General features: G+C 45.6%; 16 protein-coding genes. 9 read left to right on the top strand and 7 right to left on the bottom strand.

Annotated elements, in window-relative coordinates; all coding sequences use genetic code 11:
- The first annotated feature begins 144 nt into the window (after positions 1-144).
- Positions 145-642 (top strand): cytochrome c-550 PedF, encoded by a 498-nt coding sequence (gene pedF / locus MHN02_RS13235; protein ID WP_014950662.1) that lies wholly within the window; start codon positions 145-147, stop codon positions 640-642.
- 144 nt (positions 643-786) lie between these two features.
- On the opposite strand, the gene MHN02_RS13230 is transcribed toward pedF, so the two are convergent.
- Entirely contained in the window at positions 787-1,719 is a 933-nt protein-coding gene (locus tag MHN02_RS13230) for an AEC family transporter (RefSeq protein WP_239246621.1), read from the bottom strand.
- A gap of 184 nt (positions 1,720-1,903) precedes the next feature.
- Between MHN02_RS13230 and MHN02_RS13225 the strand changes: the two genes are divergently transcribed.
- The 3 genes from MHN02_RS13225 (at position 1,904) to MHN02_RS13215 (ending at position 5,066) form a co-directional block, all read left to right on the top strand.
- Positions 1,904-2,392: a hypothetical protein gene (locus MHN02_RS13225; protein WP_239246618.1), complete on the top strand. Its 489-nt coding sequence runs from the start codon at positions 1,904-1,906 to the stop codon at positions 2,390-2,392.
- Positions 2,393-2,533: 141 nt separating this feature from the next.
- Positions 2,534-3,652, top strand: coding sequence for an adenosylhomocysteinase (locus MHN02_RS13220; RefSeq protein WP_239246616.1), 1,119 nt, complete (start codon positions 2,534-2,536; stop codon positions 3,650-3,652).
- 208 nt (positions 3,653-3,860) lie between these two features.
- A complete protein-coding gene (locus MHN02_RS13215; protein ID WP_239246689.1) occupies positions 3,861-5,066 on the top strand; it encodes a Xaa-Pro peptidase family protein in 1,206 nt (401 codons plus the stop codon).
- Between the two features lie 26 nt (positions 5,067-5,092).
- Here the strand turns inward: MHN02_RS13215 and MHN02_RS13210 are convergent, their stop codons facing one another.
- On the bottom strand, positions 5,093-6,796 hold the full coding sequence (locus tag MHN02_RS13210) for a protein adenylyltransferase SelO family protein (RefSeq protein ID WP_239246613.1): 1,704 nt from the start codon (positions 6,794-6,796) through the stop codon (positions 5,093-5,095).
- A 113-nt stretch (positions 6,797-6,909) separates the two neighbouring features.
- Positions 6,910-7,467, bottom strand: coding sequence for a DUF1439 domain-containing protein (locus MHN02_RS13205; protein WP_014980232.1), 558 nt, complete (start codon positions 7,465-7,467; stop codon positions 6,910-6,912).
- A 245-nt stretch (positions 7,468-7,712) separates the two neighbouring features.
- On the opposite strand from MHN02_RS13205, the gene MHN02_RS13200 reads away from it, so the two are divergent.
- Entirely contained in the window at positions 7,713-10,868 is a 3,156-nt protein-coding gene (locus MHN02_RS13200) for a glycosyl hydrolase (protein ID WP_171337847.1), read from the top strand.
- Positions 10,869-11,016: 148 nt separating this feature from the next.
- Here the strand turns inward: MHN02_RS13200 and MHN02_RS13195 are convergent, their stop codons facing one another.
- Positions 11,017-13,140, bottom strand: coding sequence for a TonB-dependent siderophore receptor (locus MHN02_RS13195; protein WP_239246610.1), 2,124 nt, complete (start codon positions 13,138-13,140; stop codon positions 11,017-11,019).
- Between the two features lie 303 nt (positions 13,141-13,443).
- On the opposite strand from MHN02_RS13195, the gene MHN02_RS13190 reads away from it, so the two are divergent.
- Positions 13,444-15,330: a TonB-dependent receptor gene (locus MHN02_RS13190; protein ID WP_239246607.1), complete on the top strand. Its 1,887-nt coding sequence runs from the start codon at positions 13,444-13,446 to the stop codon at positions 15,328-15,330.
- Between the two features lie 10 nt (positions 15,331-15,340).
- Positions 15,341-15,784 (top strand): DUF6314 family protein, encoded by a 444-nt coding sequence (locus MHN02_RS13185; RefSeq protein WP_239246605.1) that lies wholly within the window; start codon positions 15,341-15,343, stop codon positions 15,782-15,784.
- Positions 15,785-15,802: 18 nt separating this feature from the next.
- Here the strand turns inward: MHN02_RS13185 and MHN02_RS13180 are convergent, their stop codons facing one another.
- The 3 genes from MHN02_RS13180 to MHN02_RS13170 form a co-directional block, all read right to left on the bottom strand.
- Entirely contained in the window at positions 15,803-16,666 is an 864-nt protein-coding gene (locus MHN02_RS13180; protein ID WP_239246602.1) for a DMT family transporter, read from the bottom strand.
- A gap of 71 nt (positions 16,667-16,737) precedes the next feature.
- Entirely contained in the window at positions 16,738-17,607 is an 870-nt protein-coding gene (locus MHN02_RS13175; protein WP_239246599.1) for an MIP/aquaporin family protein, read from the bottom strand.
- Positions 17,608-17,929: 322 nt separating this feature from the next.
- On the bottom strand, positions 17,930-18,121 hold the full coding sequence (locus tag MHN02_RS13170; protein ID WP_075176767.1) for a hypothetical protein: 192 nt from the start codon (positions 18,119-18,121) through the stop codon (positions 17,930-17,932).
- 279 nt (positions 18,122-18,400) lie between these two features.
- On the opposite strand from MHN02_RS13170, the gene MHN02_RS13165 reads away from it, so the two are divergent.
- Together MHN02_RS13165 and MHN02_RS13160 are read left to right on the top strand one after the other, a co-directional pair.
- Entirely contained in the window at positions 18,401-18,817 is a 417-nt protein-coding gene (locus MHN02_RS13165; protein WP_110288128.1) for a Dabb family protein, read from the top strand.
- 159 nt (positions 18,818-18,976) lie between these two features.
- A complete protein-coding gene (locus tag MHN02_RS13160) occupies positions 18,977-19,309 on the top strand; it encodes a DUF1904 family protein (RefSeq protein ID WP_239246596.1) in 333 nt (110 codons plus the stop codon).
- Positions 19,310-19,573: the final 264 nt, after the last annotated feature.

Below are 19,573 nucleotides of genomic sequence, written 5' to 3'. Positions count from 1 at the left end.
AAGCAGCTATTGTAAAGCTTGCGCTTTCAGTGGCTATCATTGTGGCCTCCTACCAAAGGAGGAGCCTTTCAAAACCAAAGTAGAGTTACCCCTTATTTCCTCGTACGTATACTTAATTCATAGTCTTTTGAGGATGTACGAATTATGAAAACAAAAATATCGATGTTGTTTGCGGCACTCGTGGTAACTGGCTTGTCTGGCCACGTGCTTGCACATGGAAATGTTATCCCTCAAGGAGCAGATAGCTCAGCTATGCCGCCAATCACTGATGGCGATGAGTCTGAAAATGGCTGGGTGTTTGAAAACCCATATCGAAGCCTTGATGAAGAAACCAAAACGAAGGTCATCAAGTTTGGTGAGTCCGCTTATGCAAATAACTGTGCAGGTTGTCACGGCTTGCACGCGCAGTCTGGCGGAATAAACCCAGACCTTCGTGAACTCGACCCAGAAAGCTTTGAAGACGACGAATGGTTCGTTGAGCGCTTGCGTTTTGGCTCGGCGAAAGGCATGCCTGCACTTGGCGGCATTCCTGAAGGTCAAACCGATCCTATCTTAGACCAAGAGACACTTTGGGCTATTAAAACCTACGTTGAAGCACGTCGCGTTGTGGCTATTGAAGAGGGTGAGATAGAAGCAGATTAGGGCGACGTCTGTTACGCCTTTTTCGCCGGGTTAACGTCGAGTTACCCGGCGCTTTTCGTTTCCAATAACGTCTAACAACACATCAATAGCCTCACTCTTCACTGTTTATAAACTTAAAATGTGCTTAACAAAGACATATTTTCATCACACTTGCTGTAGTTTACTTAATATTCCAAAGGCGAGGGCGGTAATAGGCAAAGATGCCAATGTGCTCACTGCGATGATACTTGCCGCCAAACGATAATCACCGCCTAAGTTTCTAACCATGACATAGCTTGCTGCAGCAGTAGGTGAAATGGCGAGAAGAAGAACAATGCCCAGCTCCATACCTCTAAATCCAAAAGCATAGGCAAACGCGACTAATATAGTGGGATAAACCACGCATTTACTGGTTGTGCTAAGCACAATGTTAAACCAGTCACTGGAGAATGAGCGGAACTGTAGGGAAGCACCGGTACAAATAAGTGCAAGTGGCAGTGTTAGCTGCGCAAAGTATTCACCGGTTTTTATCAAGGTGGTGGGCAATTGCCATTCGAAGTAAGAGAAGGGGAGCGCTGCCGCGATAGAAAGAATTAGCGGGTTTTTCGCCATGCCAGTAACTTGACCCAATAAAGAACGCGACGCGCCTTGATAAAAATTAAGAACAAAGACAGACAATACGTTAAACAATATAGTAATACACCCCATATAGACCGAGGCTACAGCAAGCCCTTCTTGCCCATAGGTATTGGCACAATAAGCAAGGCCAATAATGCCCATATTGGCTCTGAAACCGCCTTGTACAACCACACCTCTGGCTTTGTACGGATGTACGGTCAGATGAGAGGTAATCATCAGAGCGGCAAAAACAATGAGCGTGCCCATAACCCCAACGCCTATCAGCGATAGGTTGGCGGCTTTAGAAAAGTCTGCTCGCGCTATCGATAAAAATAACAGCGCAGGGAGCGCAACGTTAAATACCAGTTTAGATCCAGCTTCTATAAACCCTTCATTGAGCCATTTAATGCGAAAAAATAGCCATCCCATTAACAGAAGGATCAAAACAGGAATCAGCGTGCTGGTAATAAAACTAAGCATAAAAGATACGTAAGCCTTTACATGTGGAAACGAAACAACACAAAAACGCATTTGTAGAATATTGATGAATTTAACCTATTCACAAACGGTTTTGATAAGCGTAACTTAATATTTATATAAGAAAGGGGTGCCGATACAAAAGCTAGCCCTGTGTTCAAAAGCCCCTATTCAAAAGAATTGATGTATGAAAGCACTTCTTTTATTTATTGGTTTTGTAATAGTTAATTGCTTGTGGGGCGGGCTCTCTCACGCTTACGCTAAAAGTACTGCGTCTTTAGATAAAATGCAGTTAGTTAACGACAAGCTGTGGATGTATTACGAGGAAGGTAGTCAGCTTACTGCTGAAGACATCCTGACTAAATATCAGCAGAATACACTTATAAAAAATACTAATGGGCGCGTTCGTTATGGGCTCACTGGTAACACGGTTTGGGGGGGGGCTGTTGAATTAGATTCATATAGTGTTCTTGTTACTCATATTGCTAAAAATAGCCCAATAAAAGTCGCTGAAGAAATTAAAGGGCAAGTTAGGGGCTCTGACATTACCTTTCACTGGGGCGGCGAAGAGTTTTTGGTATTTTTGCCCATACTCGGGGGCATTACGCCAAGCAAATTGCCGAGAATCTCCGCGTACACCTTTTCACCCACGACATCAACAAATTCATACGAGTGACAGTAAGTATAGGTGTGGCAGGAACCTCGCCAGGCGAAGAGGATATAAATGTTCTCATTAAGCAGTCAGACCCTAGCTGATTTATAAATACAGCATTCTCACGTATGATTCTGCTTTTCATTTTCTCAGAGTATCCTTTTCATGTACCAAGATTTTCAAGCAGAGTTGGCGTGGGCTAGCCTTCATATGCCGCGCACTCATAATGCTATTGCATCAATTCCCGATCTGTCGAACGTTAAACTTGCTTGCAACATGCATTTAGATTTGAAAATGGCGCCTTTGGTTGAAGGGCTACTTTCACGAGGATGCGACATTTTTCTTACCACGTGTAACCCTACTACAGTGCAAGATGACGTGGTGTCTTACCTTGTTGATAAGGGCGCAACGGCCCATGCATGGCGTGATATGAGCGAGGCTGACTGGTCTGAGTCATTCGATAAAGCGCTGGCGTGGCAGCCAACCCATTTGTGTGAAATGGGCGCTGATCTGACAACTCGACTTCACGAAAACATAAAAGCAAATAAACCAGTACCGAGCATTGTATCGGGCTTAGAAGCAACGGGCTCTGGCATTAACCGTTTAAATGGTATGGCGCCAAACTATCCAATATTTAACTGGGATGATTTGCCGGTAAAAGAAGGGCTTCACAACAGGCACATGGTGGGCTTAAGCGCATGGCAAACCTTCTTCCAAACCACTCATCTAACCCTGCACGAAAAAGTAGTAGTTGTTATTGGTTATGGTCTGGTAGGGCAGGGCGTTGCTGCCTCGGCTAAAGCGTTCGGGGCACAGGTTCAAGTTGCAGAACTTGATCCAGCAAGAGCGCTTCAAGCGAAATACGACGGCTGGCCAGTGGTTGGCTTAAATGAAGCGGCTAGTCAAGCTGACGTTATTGCCACTGCAACTGGCGCGTATGGCGTGGTGAATTCGAGTCATCTAGACAACATGAAAGACGGAACATTTATTTTAAATGTAGGCCATGTAGCCCAAGAAATTGATGTGCCTTATCTTAAAAACAACGCTACTCACAGTGAGCCAATGCCTTATGTAAATGCCTATAAACTGGGCGATAAAACACTGTATCTTCTAGCCGATGGCTCTATGTTTAACTTAACTGCGGGCTATGGTGACAGCATCAATGCCTTCGACGTAACTTTGGCCGTTATGGCGGCGGGTATCGGCTATATCGTAAATGAAGGCGCAAAAAGCGAAAAAGGCTTGTACTTGCTACCAGAGGCTGCGTGGAAAAGTGCACTGTGAAGCACAGCGAGTCATAAGCGAATCATAAGCAAGTGTTTATCTTTAGATACGCTGTACAAGCTGTACAAAAGGTCTAGCCATCTCTGCTTATCTCGACATTCCTATTGAATGTTGTACAGTGAGCCCGTTTTAATAAATTCATATTTAAGGCGGGCTGATGATCATTCCAATAGACAATCGGCCTTACGCCAGTGTAGGGACGAAAAAAATGGGCAAAATAATAGGCACAAAAACACCACAGCAGGCTTTAGATAGCCTTGTCAACATGACAGGCGATCTGCGCCCCATAGAACTCTCTGAATACAAAGCCCGAATTGCCAAGGCGCAGCATTATATGCAGGAAAATGGCATTGGTGCGCTCTACTTAAACGCGGGTACTAACTTAGCGTATTTTACAGGTATGCAGTGGTACGCCAGTGAGCGTTTAGTCGGTGCGCTTTTGCCTGCAAAGGGTGACGTTGTATATCTAGCTCCTACGTTTGAAATCGACTCTTTAAACGAACGCAAATTAGTGGAAGGCAACATAATTGGCTGGCAAGAGCACGAGAGCCCATATGCGCTTGCCATAGCCATGCTAGATAAACTAAATACCGCTGGAGGCGATAAACTGGGTGTGGATGAGTCGACCCAGTTTTTTATCGTAGATGGTTTGAACAAGATGCTTGGCCAATCTTGGCAAATTATCAATGGTGCAGAGGTAACAGCACACTGTCGCATGCACAAATCTAACAATGAACTAGCGCTTATTCAACGCGCTATGGACATGACACTTGCTGTGCATAAAGCGACTGCCAGTATGCTTTATGAAGGTATTACTACTACTGAAGTTGAAGCATTTATTAACGATGCACATAAGAAAGTGGGGGCCACTGGTAACTATTTTTGCATTGTACTTTTTGGAAAAGCGACCTCGTTTCCCCACGGCGTTAAAGACCCTCAAGTATTAAAGAAGAACGACTTAGTATTGATTGATACTGGCTGTAAGGTGCACGGTTATCTCTCTGATATCACGAGAACCTATTGTTTTGGTGAGCCAACCGATAAGCAAAGAGCATTATGGGAAAGCGAAAAACGCGCGCAGCTTGCCGCATTTAACGCTGCAAAAGTTGGTGTTTCCTGTGGCGATGTGGATAAAGCCGCGCGAGACAGCTTAGCTAAAGATGGCTTAGGACCAGACTATAACTTACCAGGTTTGCCTCATCGAACCGGGCACGGCATAGGCATGGATATTCACGAATGGCCTTATTTGGTGAAAGGCAATCCTCACCCGCTAGCATCTGGTATGTGTTTTAGTAACGAACCTATGATCGTAGTACCAAACGAGTTCGGTATTCGCTTAGAAGATCACTTTTATATGACCGAAGATGGCCCGGTGTGGTTTACTGAGCCTAGCGAATCGATTGACTCTTTGTAAGTAAACTAAAATGAAGCTGCTCTTTGTTACGAAGAGCAGCTGTAGTGAGCGATTCCGCCAGCACTGAAAAATTCAAGTGGGCGCAGCTGGTAGTACTTATTCTCTACCTCTTTTGATTGCTCATCATAAGGCGCAGTAAGTATCTTCTGAAGTTCGTGAATTGGCGTAAAGTCACCTTTCTCTGCGGCTTTATAAGCAGGCACAATTAACCATTCGCGCCATGTGAATTTAGGGTTTGCTTTGCGCATATTCTCTGCGGTAGCAGCAATAGCGTTTGTAACATCACCTTGTGCTTCGGCGTCCTTTTCAATGCGCTCACGCCACGTTTGTAGCCATGCTTCCCATTCTGTCAAGACCTCTGCTTTAGGCGGGTAGTAAAAGCTTTTCGTCAAGCTCGCCATATCTTCTGGTATTGACGATAGCTCTCGGAAAAACAGATTGTAGTCCACGCCTGTGCGCAGCATTAATTGCAGCAGCTTAATCAGCAAGTCGTGGTTGTAGCCGGCAATGCCAAGCTTTGTTGCCCACATACTCTCCATGGCGCGTTCCATCACGACAGAAAAACCGTCGTTGATCTCGTTAAGCTTGGAAAGCTGTTCACTGTTGCCTTCAAGTAGCGGCATCAGTGAGCGACAGAACATATCAAAGTTCTTTTGCGCAGCAATGGGCTGGTTTAAAAACGAGAAGTGACGACCGCCGCCTGTCCAAGGTTGGTAGTCTGCTTCAAAAAATTCACAAAAGCCGAATGGTCCATAATCCAGCGTAAAGCCTCCTGCGGCGCAGTTATCGCTATTAAAATTGCCTTGGCAATAACCGACTCGAACCCAACCAGAAACAAGACGCGTTAGCCGGTCTCGAAATAGTGCAGCCAGCGTGACCACTTGCTCTTCAAACGACGTGGTTGTGTCAATATCACTTGAGTACTCTCGCTTAATAAGGTGCTTAACAATGGCTTCTAGTTCGTTTAACGCTTCGCTGTGTTCGTTACAGCGAGCTCGCCTAGCGAAAAGCTCAATTTGCCCTACGCGCAAAAAGGAAGGGGCAACACGGGTGGATATGGCAGTGATATTTTCAACCATTACTTCAGGCTCATAGGAATGAGAGCCTTCGCGATACCAAGGTCTGTCTACGGTGTCTGATTCAGACAAAAACAAGCTAAGTGAGCGTGATGTTGGGATGTCAAGCGCATGCATGTGCTCTTGCACTAAAAATTCGCGCACGCTAGAGCGCAATACGGCGCGCCCGTCTGCGCCGCGACAATAAGGCGTGCGACCAGCACCTTTTAACTGCATCTCCCAACGCTTGCCGTTTAATACCGCTTCAACAATAGAGATTGCGCGGCCATCACCGTAGCCGTTACCTGTTCTAAACGGGCACTGCTGTGTGTATTCCGTGCCGTAAATAGAAAGTGCGTAGCCGGTTGCCCAGCCGAAGGGCTTCATTGGAGCAGGTACATCCGACATGTCTCCTGAGAACAGCTGGGTGAAATCTTTTGATGTTGCCAAGCTATCGTCTAAGCCTAATTCGGCAAACAGCGTTTCGCTATGAGCAACGTACGTCGGTGCAGTTAATGGGGTCGGAGTAACTGGCACATAGTGACCTGAGAACACTTGGCGCGGGTCATGGTCGTCACCATCGCACGTCGACTGCGGGTCTGGGGTAAGGGTATTCAGCAAAGAGTAATCTACGTGCTTTGCGAATTCATCTAGTGTTTTGATACGTTCTGTCACTATGCCTGCCTATTTCACTGAATGGGAAAATCTGTTTGCGAGCATCGAGGCTCAGGTTACTTTTGCACCTTTAACCATCAACAATCTCGACACTTCATACGTTTTTTCAATGATTATTGTTTAGGTCGAAGTGCAAGCTGCCCTTGCTCTACAGTTAGCTGTAAAGGTACCGTTGAAAGCATGCTTACTGCTTTGTTCGCAGGGTCTAAGCGATAAACGGGGTTAGTCGCCAAATAGCCGTTAATGAGCTGCATGAATTCGCCACTTACAGGGGCTAAATTACCCTTAAAGCCGCCAGCATCAATTGTGCTATCAAGTAGAGATAATGAGCGCACAAAAATCGCTTTTTCTTCACTGTCGTAATAAGGCGTGCCTTCTAAAGCAAGACTTACTTTTGCAGGGTAGTTCAACCCAAATGCACTAATACGCGCAGTGGCAATAGCGCCTAGCTGAACCACGTCTCTGCCATCTGGGCCTATGGTTGCTGTCATATCTTCCACATCTAAATAAAGAGGAATACCAGCGAGTGAGGTTTGCTTTTGCAACTTACTCACTTGGCTATCAAGCACTTGTTCTAACTCGGCATTAGATATAGTGTAAACCGCCAGTTGAGAGAGAGTAGCGCAGCCTGCAAGAATGGTAGCGAAGGCAATGGAAAGTAGAATTCTCATAAAAAAAGTCTCTTTTAGCAATGAGTTGTCGAATTACACAGTGCGAGCCAGAAACACTGGCGCTGCAACAACGAAGTGCCTCTATTGTACGGGCTGAGGAAAGGGATGAACAATGAAATCGTTAACGAAATGCTGCGAACAATGCATGTAGGCACCACAAACAAAAACTTTTGCCATAACGCCCTCAACAACGCAGTATAAGAAATTCTTCTTATAAAAAATAAAAACACTACAAGGCACTTTCTATGGTTTCACAGAGACTGGTTTCTGGGAAAATGGTGGCAGCTTTTGCTATTTGCGTAAGCGCGCTTTCTAGTTTCTCGCATTCTGCATTCGCGCTTGAAGATACCGTTAATCCTGAGCTTTTCGATAAAATGGAGTATCGATTTATTGGGCCCTATCGCGGTGGGCGTTCGGTGGCGGTTACAGGGGTTGAAGGTAATACCAACCTTTATTTTATGGGCACCGCAGGTGGCGGTGTTTGGAAAACTGAAAACGCCGGCTTATCGTGGACAGCCATATCCGACAAAACATTTAAAGTAGGTAGTATTGGCGCTATCGCGGTTGCTCCTTCAGATCCTAATGTTATTTACGTAGGTACTGGTGAAGGCCCTATTCGAGGTGTAACCACTAGTCACGGAAAAGGTGTTTATAAATCTACAGACGGCGGTGAAACCTGGAAGCTTGTGGGTTTAGATAAACGCGGCCAAATCCCCAAAATTCGTATACATCCCGCCAACCCTGATATAGCTTGGGCTGCAGTACAGGGCAATATTTGGGGGCCTAATGAAGAGCGCGGTATATTCAAAACGACAGACGGCGGTAAAACATGGCAGCATGTGTTAAAAGTGAACGCCGATACTGGCGCCGCTGACTTAGCAATAGACCCATCTAACCCCAGAATTCTTTATGCCAGCATGTGGCATCACGGCAGAACGCCTTGGTTTATTAAATCGGGCGGTGAGGGCGGTGGCCTTTATAAGTCAACAGATGGCGGTGAAAGCTGGGACAAGTTAGAAAAAGGACTGCCTACGCTTATTGGTAAAGTCGGTGTAGATATTGCCGCATCTAACCCGAAGCGCCTGTATGCCATTGTCGAGGCTGATGAGGGTGGCCTATATCGCAGTGATGATGCGGGTAAGTCGTGGTCGTTGATGAACGGCGACAATATTCTTAAAGCCCGCGCGTGGTACTACAACCACATCAAGGTAGACCCTAACGACGAAAATACCCTTTATGTGATGAATGTGCAGCTGCATAAATCCATTGATGGCGGCAAAACCTTCGAAATTAAATCACTGCCCCATGGCGATACCCACGATATGTGGATAAACCCTGAAAATAGCTTAAACATGATCAACGCTAACGACGGTGGCGCAACTGTTACCTTCGACGGCGGTGAATCGTGGTCAAGCATTTACAATCAGCCAACGGCGCAGTTTTATCGTGTAATTACCGACAACTTAAACCCTTACTATGTTTATGGCGGACAGCAAGATAACTCGACCATGGCAACGCCCTCTCAAACCTGGGGGGACGGCATGGGAATAGAAGACCAGTTTGCCGTGGGCGGTGGTGAAAGCGCGCATATTGCGTTTAACCCTGCAGATCCAACCCTGATCTACGCCACTACCATCAATGGAACGTTAACAGAGTACAACCGCGATACTGGGCTAACGCGGCCCATTATGCCTTACCCTGAATATGTGTTTGGCAGAAACGCACGGGATCAAAAGTATCGCACCAACTGGAATGCTCCAGTGATAGTATCAAAGCATGATCCTGACACCGTGTACTATGGCACGCAGATGATCTTAAAAACCACCGACCGGGGTGTGAATTGGCAAGAAATCAGCCCAGACTTAACCCGTAACGAGCCTGAAAAGCAGGGGCTAAACGGCGGGCCGATCACCAACGAGCAAGCTGGAGCTGAATACTACAATACGGTTTTCTATATTGCCGAATCAGCGGTTAACAAAGGCGAGCTTTGGGTTGGAGCCGATGATGGTAAGCTGCATATCACCCGCGATGAGGGTAAAAACTGGAAAGATATTACCCCTCACAAAAAAGAAGCGCAGGTAAATGCCATTGAACTTAGCCCTCATGCAGAAGGCAGAGCTTACGTTGCGGTAGCAGGCTATAAGTTAAATGACTACACACCTTACATTTATAAAACCGACAACTACGGCAAGCGCTGGAAGCGTATTGACGAAGGCCTACCAGAGGACGCCTTTGTTCGTGTAGTGCGTGAAGATACAGAGCGCGAAGGCATGCTGTTCGCGGGTACAGAAAGCGGCATGTTTATTAGTTTCGACGACGGTAAACATTGGCAAGTACTAGACTTAAACCTGCCGCCTGTGGCGATTACCGATATGCAGGTTAAAGGTGATGATTTGGTCATTGCAACCCAAGGGCGAGGCTTTTGGATATTAGACGACATGAGCCCGCTACGTGAAGTGCACAAGTCGCTAGATGGCGAAGCGCTGTTTCAGTTTGAGCCCGTAGATGGCATTCGCTTGCTATCTGGCGGTGGCATGACTGACCAGCCTCAAGCGAAAAATCCTCCACGTGGCGCCACCTTCCGTTATTATCTGAAAGACGCATTAGAAGAAGAGCAAACGCTACGCATTGACATATTTAATGCCGATAACGAGCTTGTTCGCACACTGTCATCTGCGCCTAGTGCATTTGAGAAGTGCGCTAAGGGGAACGAAGACGTTCGCAGCCCTGTTAAATTTAAACACCCTTCAACAAAAGCGGGTTACAACGAATTTGTATGGGATCTTCGACGTGAGCCGTTGAACTGCATCGAGAATGTAAAACTGTTTGGCGGCTGGAATGGCGCCCGTGTTATGCCTGGAGACTACAAAGCGAAAATCACAGTAGGTGAACAGGCGCAAACCCGTGCGTTTAAAGTGCTTCCAGACCCAAGGGAAGAAGCAGATAAAGCGCAGCTACAAGTGGTTGAAAAGAGCATTCAGGCTACAGAAACCTTACTGAATGATTTGTTTGCTCACCTGCAAAAAGCCCGTGATGTGCGCGCGCAGTTAAGTGATGTTTCTGAAGATAACGTCATGCTGGCAAGCGATGTATCGGCTTCAATCGAGCGCATTGTTAGTGCAATCGACGACTGGGAAGCGTTGGTTATTCAGCCAAAACATCAAACTTTTGAGGATGACATTAACTGGCCGAATATGCTCGACAGACAAGTACGTTTCTTAATGGATAACTTCGACAGAACGGGCGCGCCTGCACAAGCTGGTGCACTAAAACGGTTGGAAGACTTAGACGCAAAGTGGCAGCAGTATAAAGTACAGCTAGAAACCTTATTTGGTGAAGAAGTGAAACCATTGAACGAAAAGCTCTCAAAGCAAGGCGCGTTTGATTTAGAGAGTTTATAACAAGGCAAACAAACCTTACATTTGCTGGAGTTATAAAATTTAAAAGCCGGAAGCGATAAAAACGCTTCCGGCTTTTATTTTCGGTTTTAAGCGCGCTTCAAGCGCAGTTTGAAAAACTTACCGAAACAGAGGTTTTCGAAACGGAATCCTAAAACTGATACTTAACGCTCACAGTATAGTTAGTCGGAGAGCCCGGCATAGTCCAAAGCTGATGGTATGAGTTCTCAAAATAATCTCTGTCGAACAGATTATTCACGTCAAATCTCATAGAAAGTGCATCGCTGATATTCACCGACCCTGCTAAGTTCACAAGGGTATAAGACGGCAAAATGAATGTTGGATCGGTGGTTTGTCCTAAGCGATCGCCCACGTAACGCATGGTCACACCAAAGAACGCTTCTTTTTCAAATACGCTGGTGAAATGGTTAAGCGAGATATACCCCGAATGCTTGGCGATATTGATTAATCGCGACCCTTTAGGTATAGGCACGCCCCAATCCAAGTTATTGACTTCGTTAGCGGTTTTAGCATCTATGTATGCGTAGGCTATATCAAGACGAATGTCTGAAGTAAGATCAGCTGTTAACTGAAATTCAACGCCTTGGCTTTCAACTTCACCGAGCGTGGCTGAAAAGCCAGTGTTAGGTTCAGCGGTTAGCATGTTAGTCTTTTCAGCATCAAAAATAGCAATGCTGCCTGAGAACATATCAGCAATGTTTTCCCACTTAGCACCTACCTCAAAAGAGGTGGTTTCTTCTGGGTCAAAAGCGTTGCGGTCTGAATCAAGTCCAGGATTAGGTCTGAAACCTTCTGCATAGCTAGTGTAAAGGCTTACAGAATCATTGAATTCATACACGAAGCCAAAGCGCGGCGTCACTTCCGTTTGATCTTGTTTTTGCCCTTCATTGCTTAACTTATTGAAAATGTCTTGCTCGAACTTGTCCACACGAAAGCCAACTAAAAGTTTGGTGGCGTCAGTAAGTTCAATAACATCTTGTGCGTAGAAACCTAACCCTTTTTGCTTTTCAGCCGTGAGTGTAGTGGGCGCAACGTCAGGTCTGAAAATAGTGTAGTCTGGATTTTCAGGGTCGATGCTATAAGTGGTATCACCCGCACCCCACGCAGTACGCCAACGACGATAGTCTGTATCGATGTGGTAGTTGTAATAGTCTAAACCAAACAAGACGTTATTTACGAAGCCTGCCACGTCTACCACGCCACTTAATTCAAAGCGTAGTGATAAGTCTTGCGCTTGATAGTCACGGGTTCTGCGTTGCCTTGAAAGTATCGATGGGTCGGTATACAAAAGCTGACGGCCTTCTGACAGTTCAGTATCTGAAGACTGCCCTTCAAAAGAAGAGTCTCTGTAGGCGAAGCCACTGAGTAAATGCCAGTTGTGATTCAATTCGTGATTTAACACTAGTTGATGTCCGAAGGCTTTAACTTCATGGGCTCCGTCTCTAACATCACCATAGAAGTCTTCGGCATCTACGGCGTCAAAGTCGTTATTTAATATGAGCACACCGCGATCAAGCGGCTTTTCCTGATCCAGTATTTCCATCTGATAGCTTAAGCTGGTGTGATCAGAAATGTTCCAAATGAATGAAGGGTTAAGGTTCAAATTCTTGAAAAACACGTTATCGCGATAAGTATCAGAGTCTTCGTATGAACCGTTAACACGATACGCCATGTCTGAATCAATGCCGTTCGTGTAATCGAACTCTACTTGTTTTTTATCAAAATTACCTACGGTACCCTGGATGTAGCCTTGCTCTTCGAACTGAGGTTTTTTGGTAATAACGTTAATGGTACCGCCAGGTTCACCTTGACCATATAAGGCTGATCCCGGACCCTTCATTACTTCTATGGTTTGAATGTTAACCGTGCTTCTATTACCGCTATAGCCACGCACGTTGAAGCCGTTTATTAAATAACCCGATGGGTTATTTTCATCGCCAGAAAAACCTCGGATCGCAAAGCTATCGAACATGCCGCCAGAGTTGTTTTGTCTAACAATGGTGGGCGCAAAATCTAGCGCATCTATGAAGCGCGTGATCCCTTCATTTGCTAAGGTATCAGCAGTAATTCGGTCGATTGCTTGTGGGGTGTCGATTAGCGGTACATTACCACGGTATGGCTGAAAGTGTCTTTTTACCTCAATGTGTTCAAGTTCATCATGAGCACCTTGAAGGGAGCTTTCATCACTTTGCGCAGCGGCGCTTACTGATAATGCAACTAAAGAAAATATAAACGGTGTTTTAAGATCAAGCATAAGCAAGGTATTACGTGTCTTTGGCAGGTTTTGTAGAGGTCGCGAATGTTATGTTATCTCGTTTCTTTTAGCAAGGAAGGTAAGCAGACAATAAGGTGAGATTGATAATTATTGCGGGCTGCTACAGATACATACAGGCTGTTTATATTGATAAATGGAAATGTGCAGAGCTGTGAGTAAAAATAAACTTACTGGTCTAAACTGACCTGCGCAGCGTTTTCCTCGGTCTACTAATGCTATACACTTCGCGTTTTTATTACTCTTGCCTGCAGGCTGAACCTAAATTTTTAACTAGGACACTGAATGCGTCACACAACCCTATCTTTGCTCTTTTGTACTTTACCTTTTGCCGCCATGGCCGCTGAAAGTGTTGATTCATCAAACGCTAACGCTGGCGTGGACAGCAACGAAAAAGGCGTAGAAAAAATTACGATTGAAGGGGCGGCGACGGCGAACAACAAGCCGGTAGGGACGTTTAATTCACCTATATCTAACTTAGAATACGATCCGCGAGTCGATTTGCAATCAAGGAACATGGCAGAAGCGCAGGCTGACGTGACTATTCGCGGCGGTATATTCGAAAACACGGGTTTTCGCATAGGAAGCGCAACGCTGATCGACCCGCAAACGGGGCACTATTTCGCTGAAATTCCGATTGCGCCAGAAATGTTGACGAAGCCGAGTATTTTCACGGGCGTCGATAACGCGCTTTACGGCGTAAATAGCTCTGTAGGTACGGTGTCTTACGGCTGGCGTCCCATCCAAACAGCAGGCAGTGTGTCAGTGGGAATAGGTAATAACAACTTCAATTTGCAGCGTGTACACGGTGCAGTAAAGCACGCGCTTAGTGATTTACCCGGTTGGTCTGTTGGCGTTGAAGGAGAGTATTCTCGCTCTGAAAGTGATGGCACTATTGCTAATGGCGATCATAATTTCGAACGCGCGTCAGGGCGTATTCAGCTGGCAAGTAATGACTCACAAACCGACGTGTTTTATGGCTTTCAGCAAAAGTTTTTTGGCTGGCCTAACTTGTACACGCCTTTTAATGTAAACGAGACAGAAGACATTCAAACCCGTTTGGTCATGCTAAATCACAAACAGCGCTACGGCGAAGAGAGCATGAAAAACACCTTTGAAGTTTCTGCTTACTACAGAGAAAATGACGACCATTACGTATACTCACGTGAAAATCCTGAAGCGTTTCAGGCGTTTCACGAAACCAAAGTGAAGTCATTGGCGTTTTCCGGTACTCATCATGTATCGCAAGAATTTGGTATCAACTACGCAGCACAGTTTACTGCAGACGACATCACATCAACCACGCTAGAGAACAATTTCACCTCTCGCGACTACTACAAAATAAGCCTAGTGCCCGAGTATCGAACTCAGTTGAACAGCAATGAATCGCTTACCGTTCGTTTAGGTGCGGCGTTTGACGATACAAATCGCGACGACGACCGACTGTCTTTTGTGGGCGATATTAGTTGGCTTACCCAAACAGGGGGCAATGCCTCGCGTACACTCTATCTTTCGTATGCAGAGGCGACGCAGGTGGCTGGCTACACTGCTGTAGGCGGCAGCACCACAAGGGGTCTGTTTAGAAGTAACAACCAGTTACAGCGAGAAGTCAGCAAAAACTTAGAGTTTGGGGCGTCATTTGATAAAACGTCTTTCAAAGTTGATACCGCTGTATTCTATCGCTGGGATAACGAGCTGACAGATTGGACATATAGCTTCGACGCTACTTCAGCACGCAGTGCAAACCCCGTTGATATCGAAACCCTGGGTGTTGAGGTAATTGCCATTAAACGCTTTGATAGCGCAGATGTAGTTGCCAGCTATACCTATTTAGATAAGTCTGAAGACTACCGAATTGACGAGGTAGACGCGAGCTTTTACGCGCTTAACTATCCGCCGCATCGCGCAACCCTAGGGGTAGTGTGGTTTGCAACTGATACGATTGAAATTCGCGTGGATAATGAATGGAGAAAACAAGAAAACAATGCCCTTAGAAAAGGGAGTGACTCTGCATTCTTTTCTCATGTCGCCCTCACGTATTCACCGGCGCAGATTGAAGGGTTAAATCTGGTGTTGGCAGTCGATAATTTGTGGGATGAACGCTTTGAAGAAATCCCAGGAACGCCGGGTCGCGGCGACCAATATTCTGCCACTGTTACCTATTTTTGGTAAGGACGGCGCAATGACAGTTAATTCTCCTCATACCTCGGACGATTTTGCTGGACGATGGACGCTAACGCGCAAAATCATCCAGCGAAATGGCGATGTATTTACCTTTTCTGGCGAGGCTGAATTCAGCTGGCTGGAAGGCAGTGAGCACGAAGAAAGTCGCGCGTTAGCGTATTTTGAAAATGGTGAGGTTACTGCGCCAAACGGCCACGTAATGCCTGCCGAGCGTCGCTATTTCTGGCAGCAGCTTCAAACGGGTTTATTTGAGGTGTTATTCGACGATAAGCGCTATTTTCACTCATTTAGCGCTACTAACCCAAACGCTGAGCACTTATGTGGTGACGATAACTATGTGGTGCGTTATGACTTCAGTACGTGGCCTGTATGGCGCTCAACATGGAAGGCCATTGGACCTCGCAAAGACTACACCATGATAAGTAAGTATAGCCCTGCGTAGTGGACGCTCTCTTAAGGCTTAGGGGCGTTCCTGTTTTTTGGAGTATTGATGAGACATCCAAAGCGCTAAAGCGATGATGGCGCCGCCAAGAAACAACCGAGAGAAGTCTGTGTCTTTTTGCCAAAGCAGTAAATTAACCACAAGACCTGCTGGAATAAGCGCGTTATTCATAATGGCTAACGTACCACCAGACACTTTTAGTGCACCTTGATTCCAAAAATAATACCCAAGCCCTGACGCCACAATACCCAACCATAGCAACACGCCCCACTGCTCGGTATTTTGCGGTAGTTGACTTGGGTTGCCGAATAGGAAAAAAGCAGGCAAGGCTACAACTAACGCGCCTAAATAAAACCACGCGAATACGTTGTGATAGGGTACTTGAGCTGTAAAAGTCGAGGTCAGCTTTTTATAACCCACTTGTCCTAGTGCAAAGGAAAGATTAGCACCCTGAACAATGGCAAAACCAAACCAGTAGTTATCAGTCACGCCATCAAAGCGAATTATGGCTGCACCTGCGGTGGCAATAAGTGCGCACAATAAATAAAACGGGGTAAACCGCTTAAACAGGGCGTCGTTCAAAATGGCGACATAAAGCGGCGTAAAAATGGTGAAAAGCAACACTTCTGGCACGCTTAAAAACAAAAATGCGTGATAGAAGAAGATGTACATCAGCCCTAATTGCACAGCACCTAAACTGGCCAGAATCACCTTTTGTTTAAGGTTCAATAATGCCGGCCTAAGGAAAGGAAGGAAGACCAGTGTGGCGAGCACAATGCGTGTCAAAACAGCAAAATAACTGTCTACTGAGCCAGCCAAAAACTCGCCTATGAGCGAAAAGGAAAATGCCCACAGGACAGTAACTGCTATTAAATAAAACACACGCTATGCTTCTTTGTAAGTTCAACCGCGGCGTAAAATAGGCCATCGCCGCTCGTATATCAATAGTTAGCTTACCCTCTATCAACACTCGCTTCAGAAGTTGGTGTAACAGCGGAAGTTTCGCAATCGTTTGGAATAGTGCAGGCGCGACTCTCTGGCGAAAGGGAATGACCTATTAATACAGGGTACAGCCAAGCGCCAAAGCATGCTCCACATATAGGCGCTACAATAGGCACAATAAAGTAGGGGATGTTTTTCGCCCCATCAAGCGCATACTCCCATCCCGCAATATAGGAAAAGAGCTTAGGACCAAAATCGCGAGCTGGATTCATGGCAAAACCGGTCAACGGCCCTAAAGAAGAGCCAATGACAGCAATGACGATACCAATTAGTAGCGGATTCATGGCTCCACGGGATGCGCCGTTATTTTCATCTCCCAATGCCAGTATTGCGAACATCAAAACTGCAGTGATAACGAACTCAACGCCAAAGGCTCCCCAAAATGAAAGGGCTTTGTGGGGAAAAGTAGAGAAAATGCTTGCTGTTGTGAGAGCGTCTACACTATCGCGCGAAAGGTTATGAGTGAGTTCATAATCTATAAAAAGTTGATGATACAACCCGTAGATAAGTGCAGCAGCAGCGAATGCCCCCAAAAACTGGGAAAGAATAAAGGGGGTAACTTTGTGCTTGTCAAAACCGTGAAAAAGCGCAAGCGCAATAGTTACCGCTGGGTTGATATGTGCACCTGAAACGCCAGCAGTACAATAAATGGCAACAGCGACGCCAAACCCCCAGACAATACTGATTTCCCATTGACCGAACGAGGCGCCTGTTAATACCAATGCTGCAACGGCACCAACACCGAAGAATATCAGAATTGCCGTGCCTATGAATTCAGCAACACACTGGCGGAAAAGCGTTGGTTCCGTGAGAGGTAACATAATTCTTCCTTTTAATCTTTAACCAGTACAACGCATTGATCAGAAAAAGAAGCGACAGAGCTATGTTATGAAGAATGAAAGCTGAAACCGTTTTATGTTGGCGCAATAGTGCATTAACCTTCATTCAACTAACAGGCCGTTAGGTGCTAATTCTGACGCAGCTTCCCATGTACATTTAATAGGAATGCATCATAAAACGAACATAAACGAACTACAAATGAGCAAAAACGAATATTTATCGTTCTTGGTGTTGATACTGGTATTCAGCTTGGTATAGCAGCACCGCTGTTACCTCAGAGCGGTAATACTAAAAAGGCCAGTGTTAGTGGAGTACGGATATCTCAGTACTGAGGCTAGCATTTTTGTTGTCGCTATCGCCTTTTAACTCTCCCGCTTCTTCAACCAATGCTGTCATAGCGTCAATAATATCGAGGAAGCTTGCTAGCTGCTCTGGCGTTAGACCATTAGATAAGTTTTCAATTTTATTGATAAGCTGTTTGGTAGGTAAGCGCATAGCGTCAAAATCTCGTTGTTTACATGTTTAAAATTCAGTTTCTTTAGGTATCTTTCAAGTTGCTTGCCAACATGCAGAATATTAAATTCCTGGCGCTTTCTTGCCTTGCTAATTGAGTTCAGATCTATTTCGCAGTGAAAGACAGAGCTCACAAGTGTGTGTTTACGCGAAGATGAACGGGTTACTATTGCTTCAATTGAGATCCAATGTCATTGTAGAAACATCAGCATGTTCAATGTTTATGACAGAAATCTACAGCTAAGGTAAGCAGGCTCTATTATGGCAGATACAAAAAGACGACAATTTTTAGCAACCGCAGGAGCGTTTGCTTCGCTATCTGCATTGCCCGCTATGGCGCATTCGTCCCGCACCACAAACGCTGAGTTACCACCTATCCTTCATATGGTTTACTTCTGGCTGAAAGATCCAACGTCAACAGAAGATAAGCAAAAGCTCATTGCTGGTTTGCAATCGTTGCGCGCTATCCCACAAGTTCACTCGCTTCACATTGGTGTGCCTGCCAATACACTAAAGCGTGACGTGATAGATAACTCGTTTGACGTGTCTGAACTTATGCTATTTGAAAGTGTTGAAGCGCAAGATGAGTACCAGCTTCATCCTATTCACAAAAAGTTTGTGGAAGAGTGTTCTCATTTATGGCGTGAAGTTGTGGTGCGAGATTCTGTTTCGGTATAATTCTTAATTTGCCGTGAGAACGTTTTACCCTTTTACCGAATAGTATGGTATTCATCGCGTACTAAAGGCGAATCCTCAGTCTAGACGCTTTTAAAGCGTGGTATGATGCCGTTTAGAAAATTCCGGTACACAAACTAAAGAGTTATTAAAGGACAAAAAATGCCGCACATTCGCGTAAGAGGTATCGAGCAATCAGCGTTAGAAGAGGTTGCAGGTTCAATCGTTGAACAGTTTGCCAAACTGACCGACACCCCTAACGATCATTTCACAGTAGAGCACATTGCGAGCCAGTTCATTGTGGCCGGTGGAGCCTCTTCGGCTTATCCGTTTGTAGAAGTTTTGTGGTTTGATCGCGGGCAGGATGTCAAAACTGCAGTGGCTCACGTTATCAATACTGCGCTTCGCCCCTTCGTAGGAGAGGATAAGGACATCACCGTTTTATTTGAAGATCTCAACGGTAACGATTATTACGAGAATCGCGAACATTTCTAGCGTTTGTATGTCTCGTTAAGCTCCTGCAGAGCAAGATTATCTAGTCCTTCTTCATTGCTACTTATCTCTTTCCATCTTTTTAAAGGTTCATCATGTTCTTTGAGCGCGTTTCACATCGTCCACTGTTTTTAAACGTGGCTTTTTACTGTTGACCACGCTGACAACAATACCAATCCGCATAGATAATTACCCACTCAGCGAGAGTTAAAATGTTCGTAATCGCGGCGTGTTACCGCAGGTATAGTGGTTCTACATCAAGGTGAC

It is taken from the genome of Alteromonas sp. CNT1-28 (assembly GCF_022348345.1).
In the GTDB taxonomy this organism is placed as follows: Bacteria; Pseudomonadota; Gammaproteobacteria; order Enterobacterales; family Alteromonadaceae; genus Alteromonas; species Alteromonas macleodii.
Note: the sequence above shows the minus strand (reverse complement) of the source record. Positions and strands in the feature narration are given on the sequence as shown.

Excerpts from the sequence above, each read along its gene's own strand:
- pedF (WP_014950662.1), top strand. The coding sequence starts at position 145 with ATGAAAACAAAAATATCGATGTTGTTTGCGGCACTCGTGGTAACTGGC.
- MHN02_RS13230 (WP_239246621.1), bottom strand. The coding sequence starts at position 1,719 with ATGCTTAGTTTTATTACCAGCACGCTGATTCCTGTTTTGATCCTTCTG.
- MHN02_RS13225 (WP_239246618.1), top strand. The coding sequence starts at position 1,904 with ATGAAAGCACTTCTTTTATTTATTGGTTTTGTAATAGTTAATTGCTTG.
- MHN02_RS13220 (WP_239246616.1), top strand. The coding sequence starts at position 2,534 with ATGTACCAAGATTTTCAAGCAGAGTTGGCGTGGGCTAGCCTTCATATG.
- MHN02_RS13215 (WP_239246689.1), top strand. The coding sequence starts at position 3,861 with ATGGGCAAAATAATAGGCACAAAAACACCACAGCAGGCTTTAGATAGC.
- MHN02_RS13205 (WP_014980232.1), bottom strand. The coding sequence starts at position 7,467 with ATGAGAATTCTACTTTCCATTGCCTTCGCTACCATTCTTGCAGGCTGC.
- MHN02_RS13200 (WP_171337847.1), top strand. The coding sequence starts at position 7,713 with ATGGTTTCACAGAGACTGGTTTCTGGGAAAATGGTGGCAGCTTTTGCT.
- MHN02_RS13195 (WP_239246610.1), bottom strand. The coding sequence starts at position 13,140 with ATGCTTGATCTTAAAACACCGTTTATATTTTCTTTAGTTGCATTATCA.
- MHN02_RS13190 (WP_239246607.1), top strand. The coding sequence starts at position 13,444 with ATGCGTCACACAACCCTATCTTTGCTCTTTTGTACTTTACCTTTTGCC.
- MHN02_RS13185 (WP_239246605.1), top strand. The coding sequence starts at position 15,341 with ATGACAGTTAATTCTCCTCATACCTCGGACGATTTTGCTGGACGATGG.
- MHN02_RS13175 (WP_239246599.1), bottom strand. The coding sequence starts at position 17,607 with ATGTTACCTCTCACGGAACCAACGCTTTTCCGCCAGTGTGTTGCTGAA.
- MHN02_RS13170 (WP_075176767.1), bottom strand. The coding sequence starts at position 18,121 with ATGCGCTTACCTACCAAACAGCTTATCAATAAAATTGAAAACTTATCT.
- MHN02_RS13165 (WP_110288128.1), top strand. The coding sequence starts at position 18,401 with ATGGCAGATACAAAAAGACGACAATTTTTAGCAACCGCAGGAGCGTTT.
- MHN02_RS13160 (WP_239246596.1), top strand. The coding sequence starts at position 18,977 with ATGCCGCACATTCGCGTAAGAGGTATCGAGCAATCAGCGTTAGAAGAG.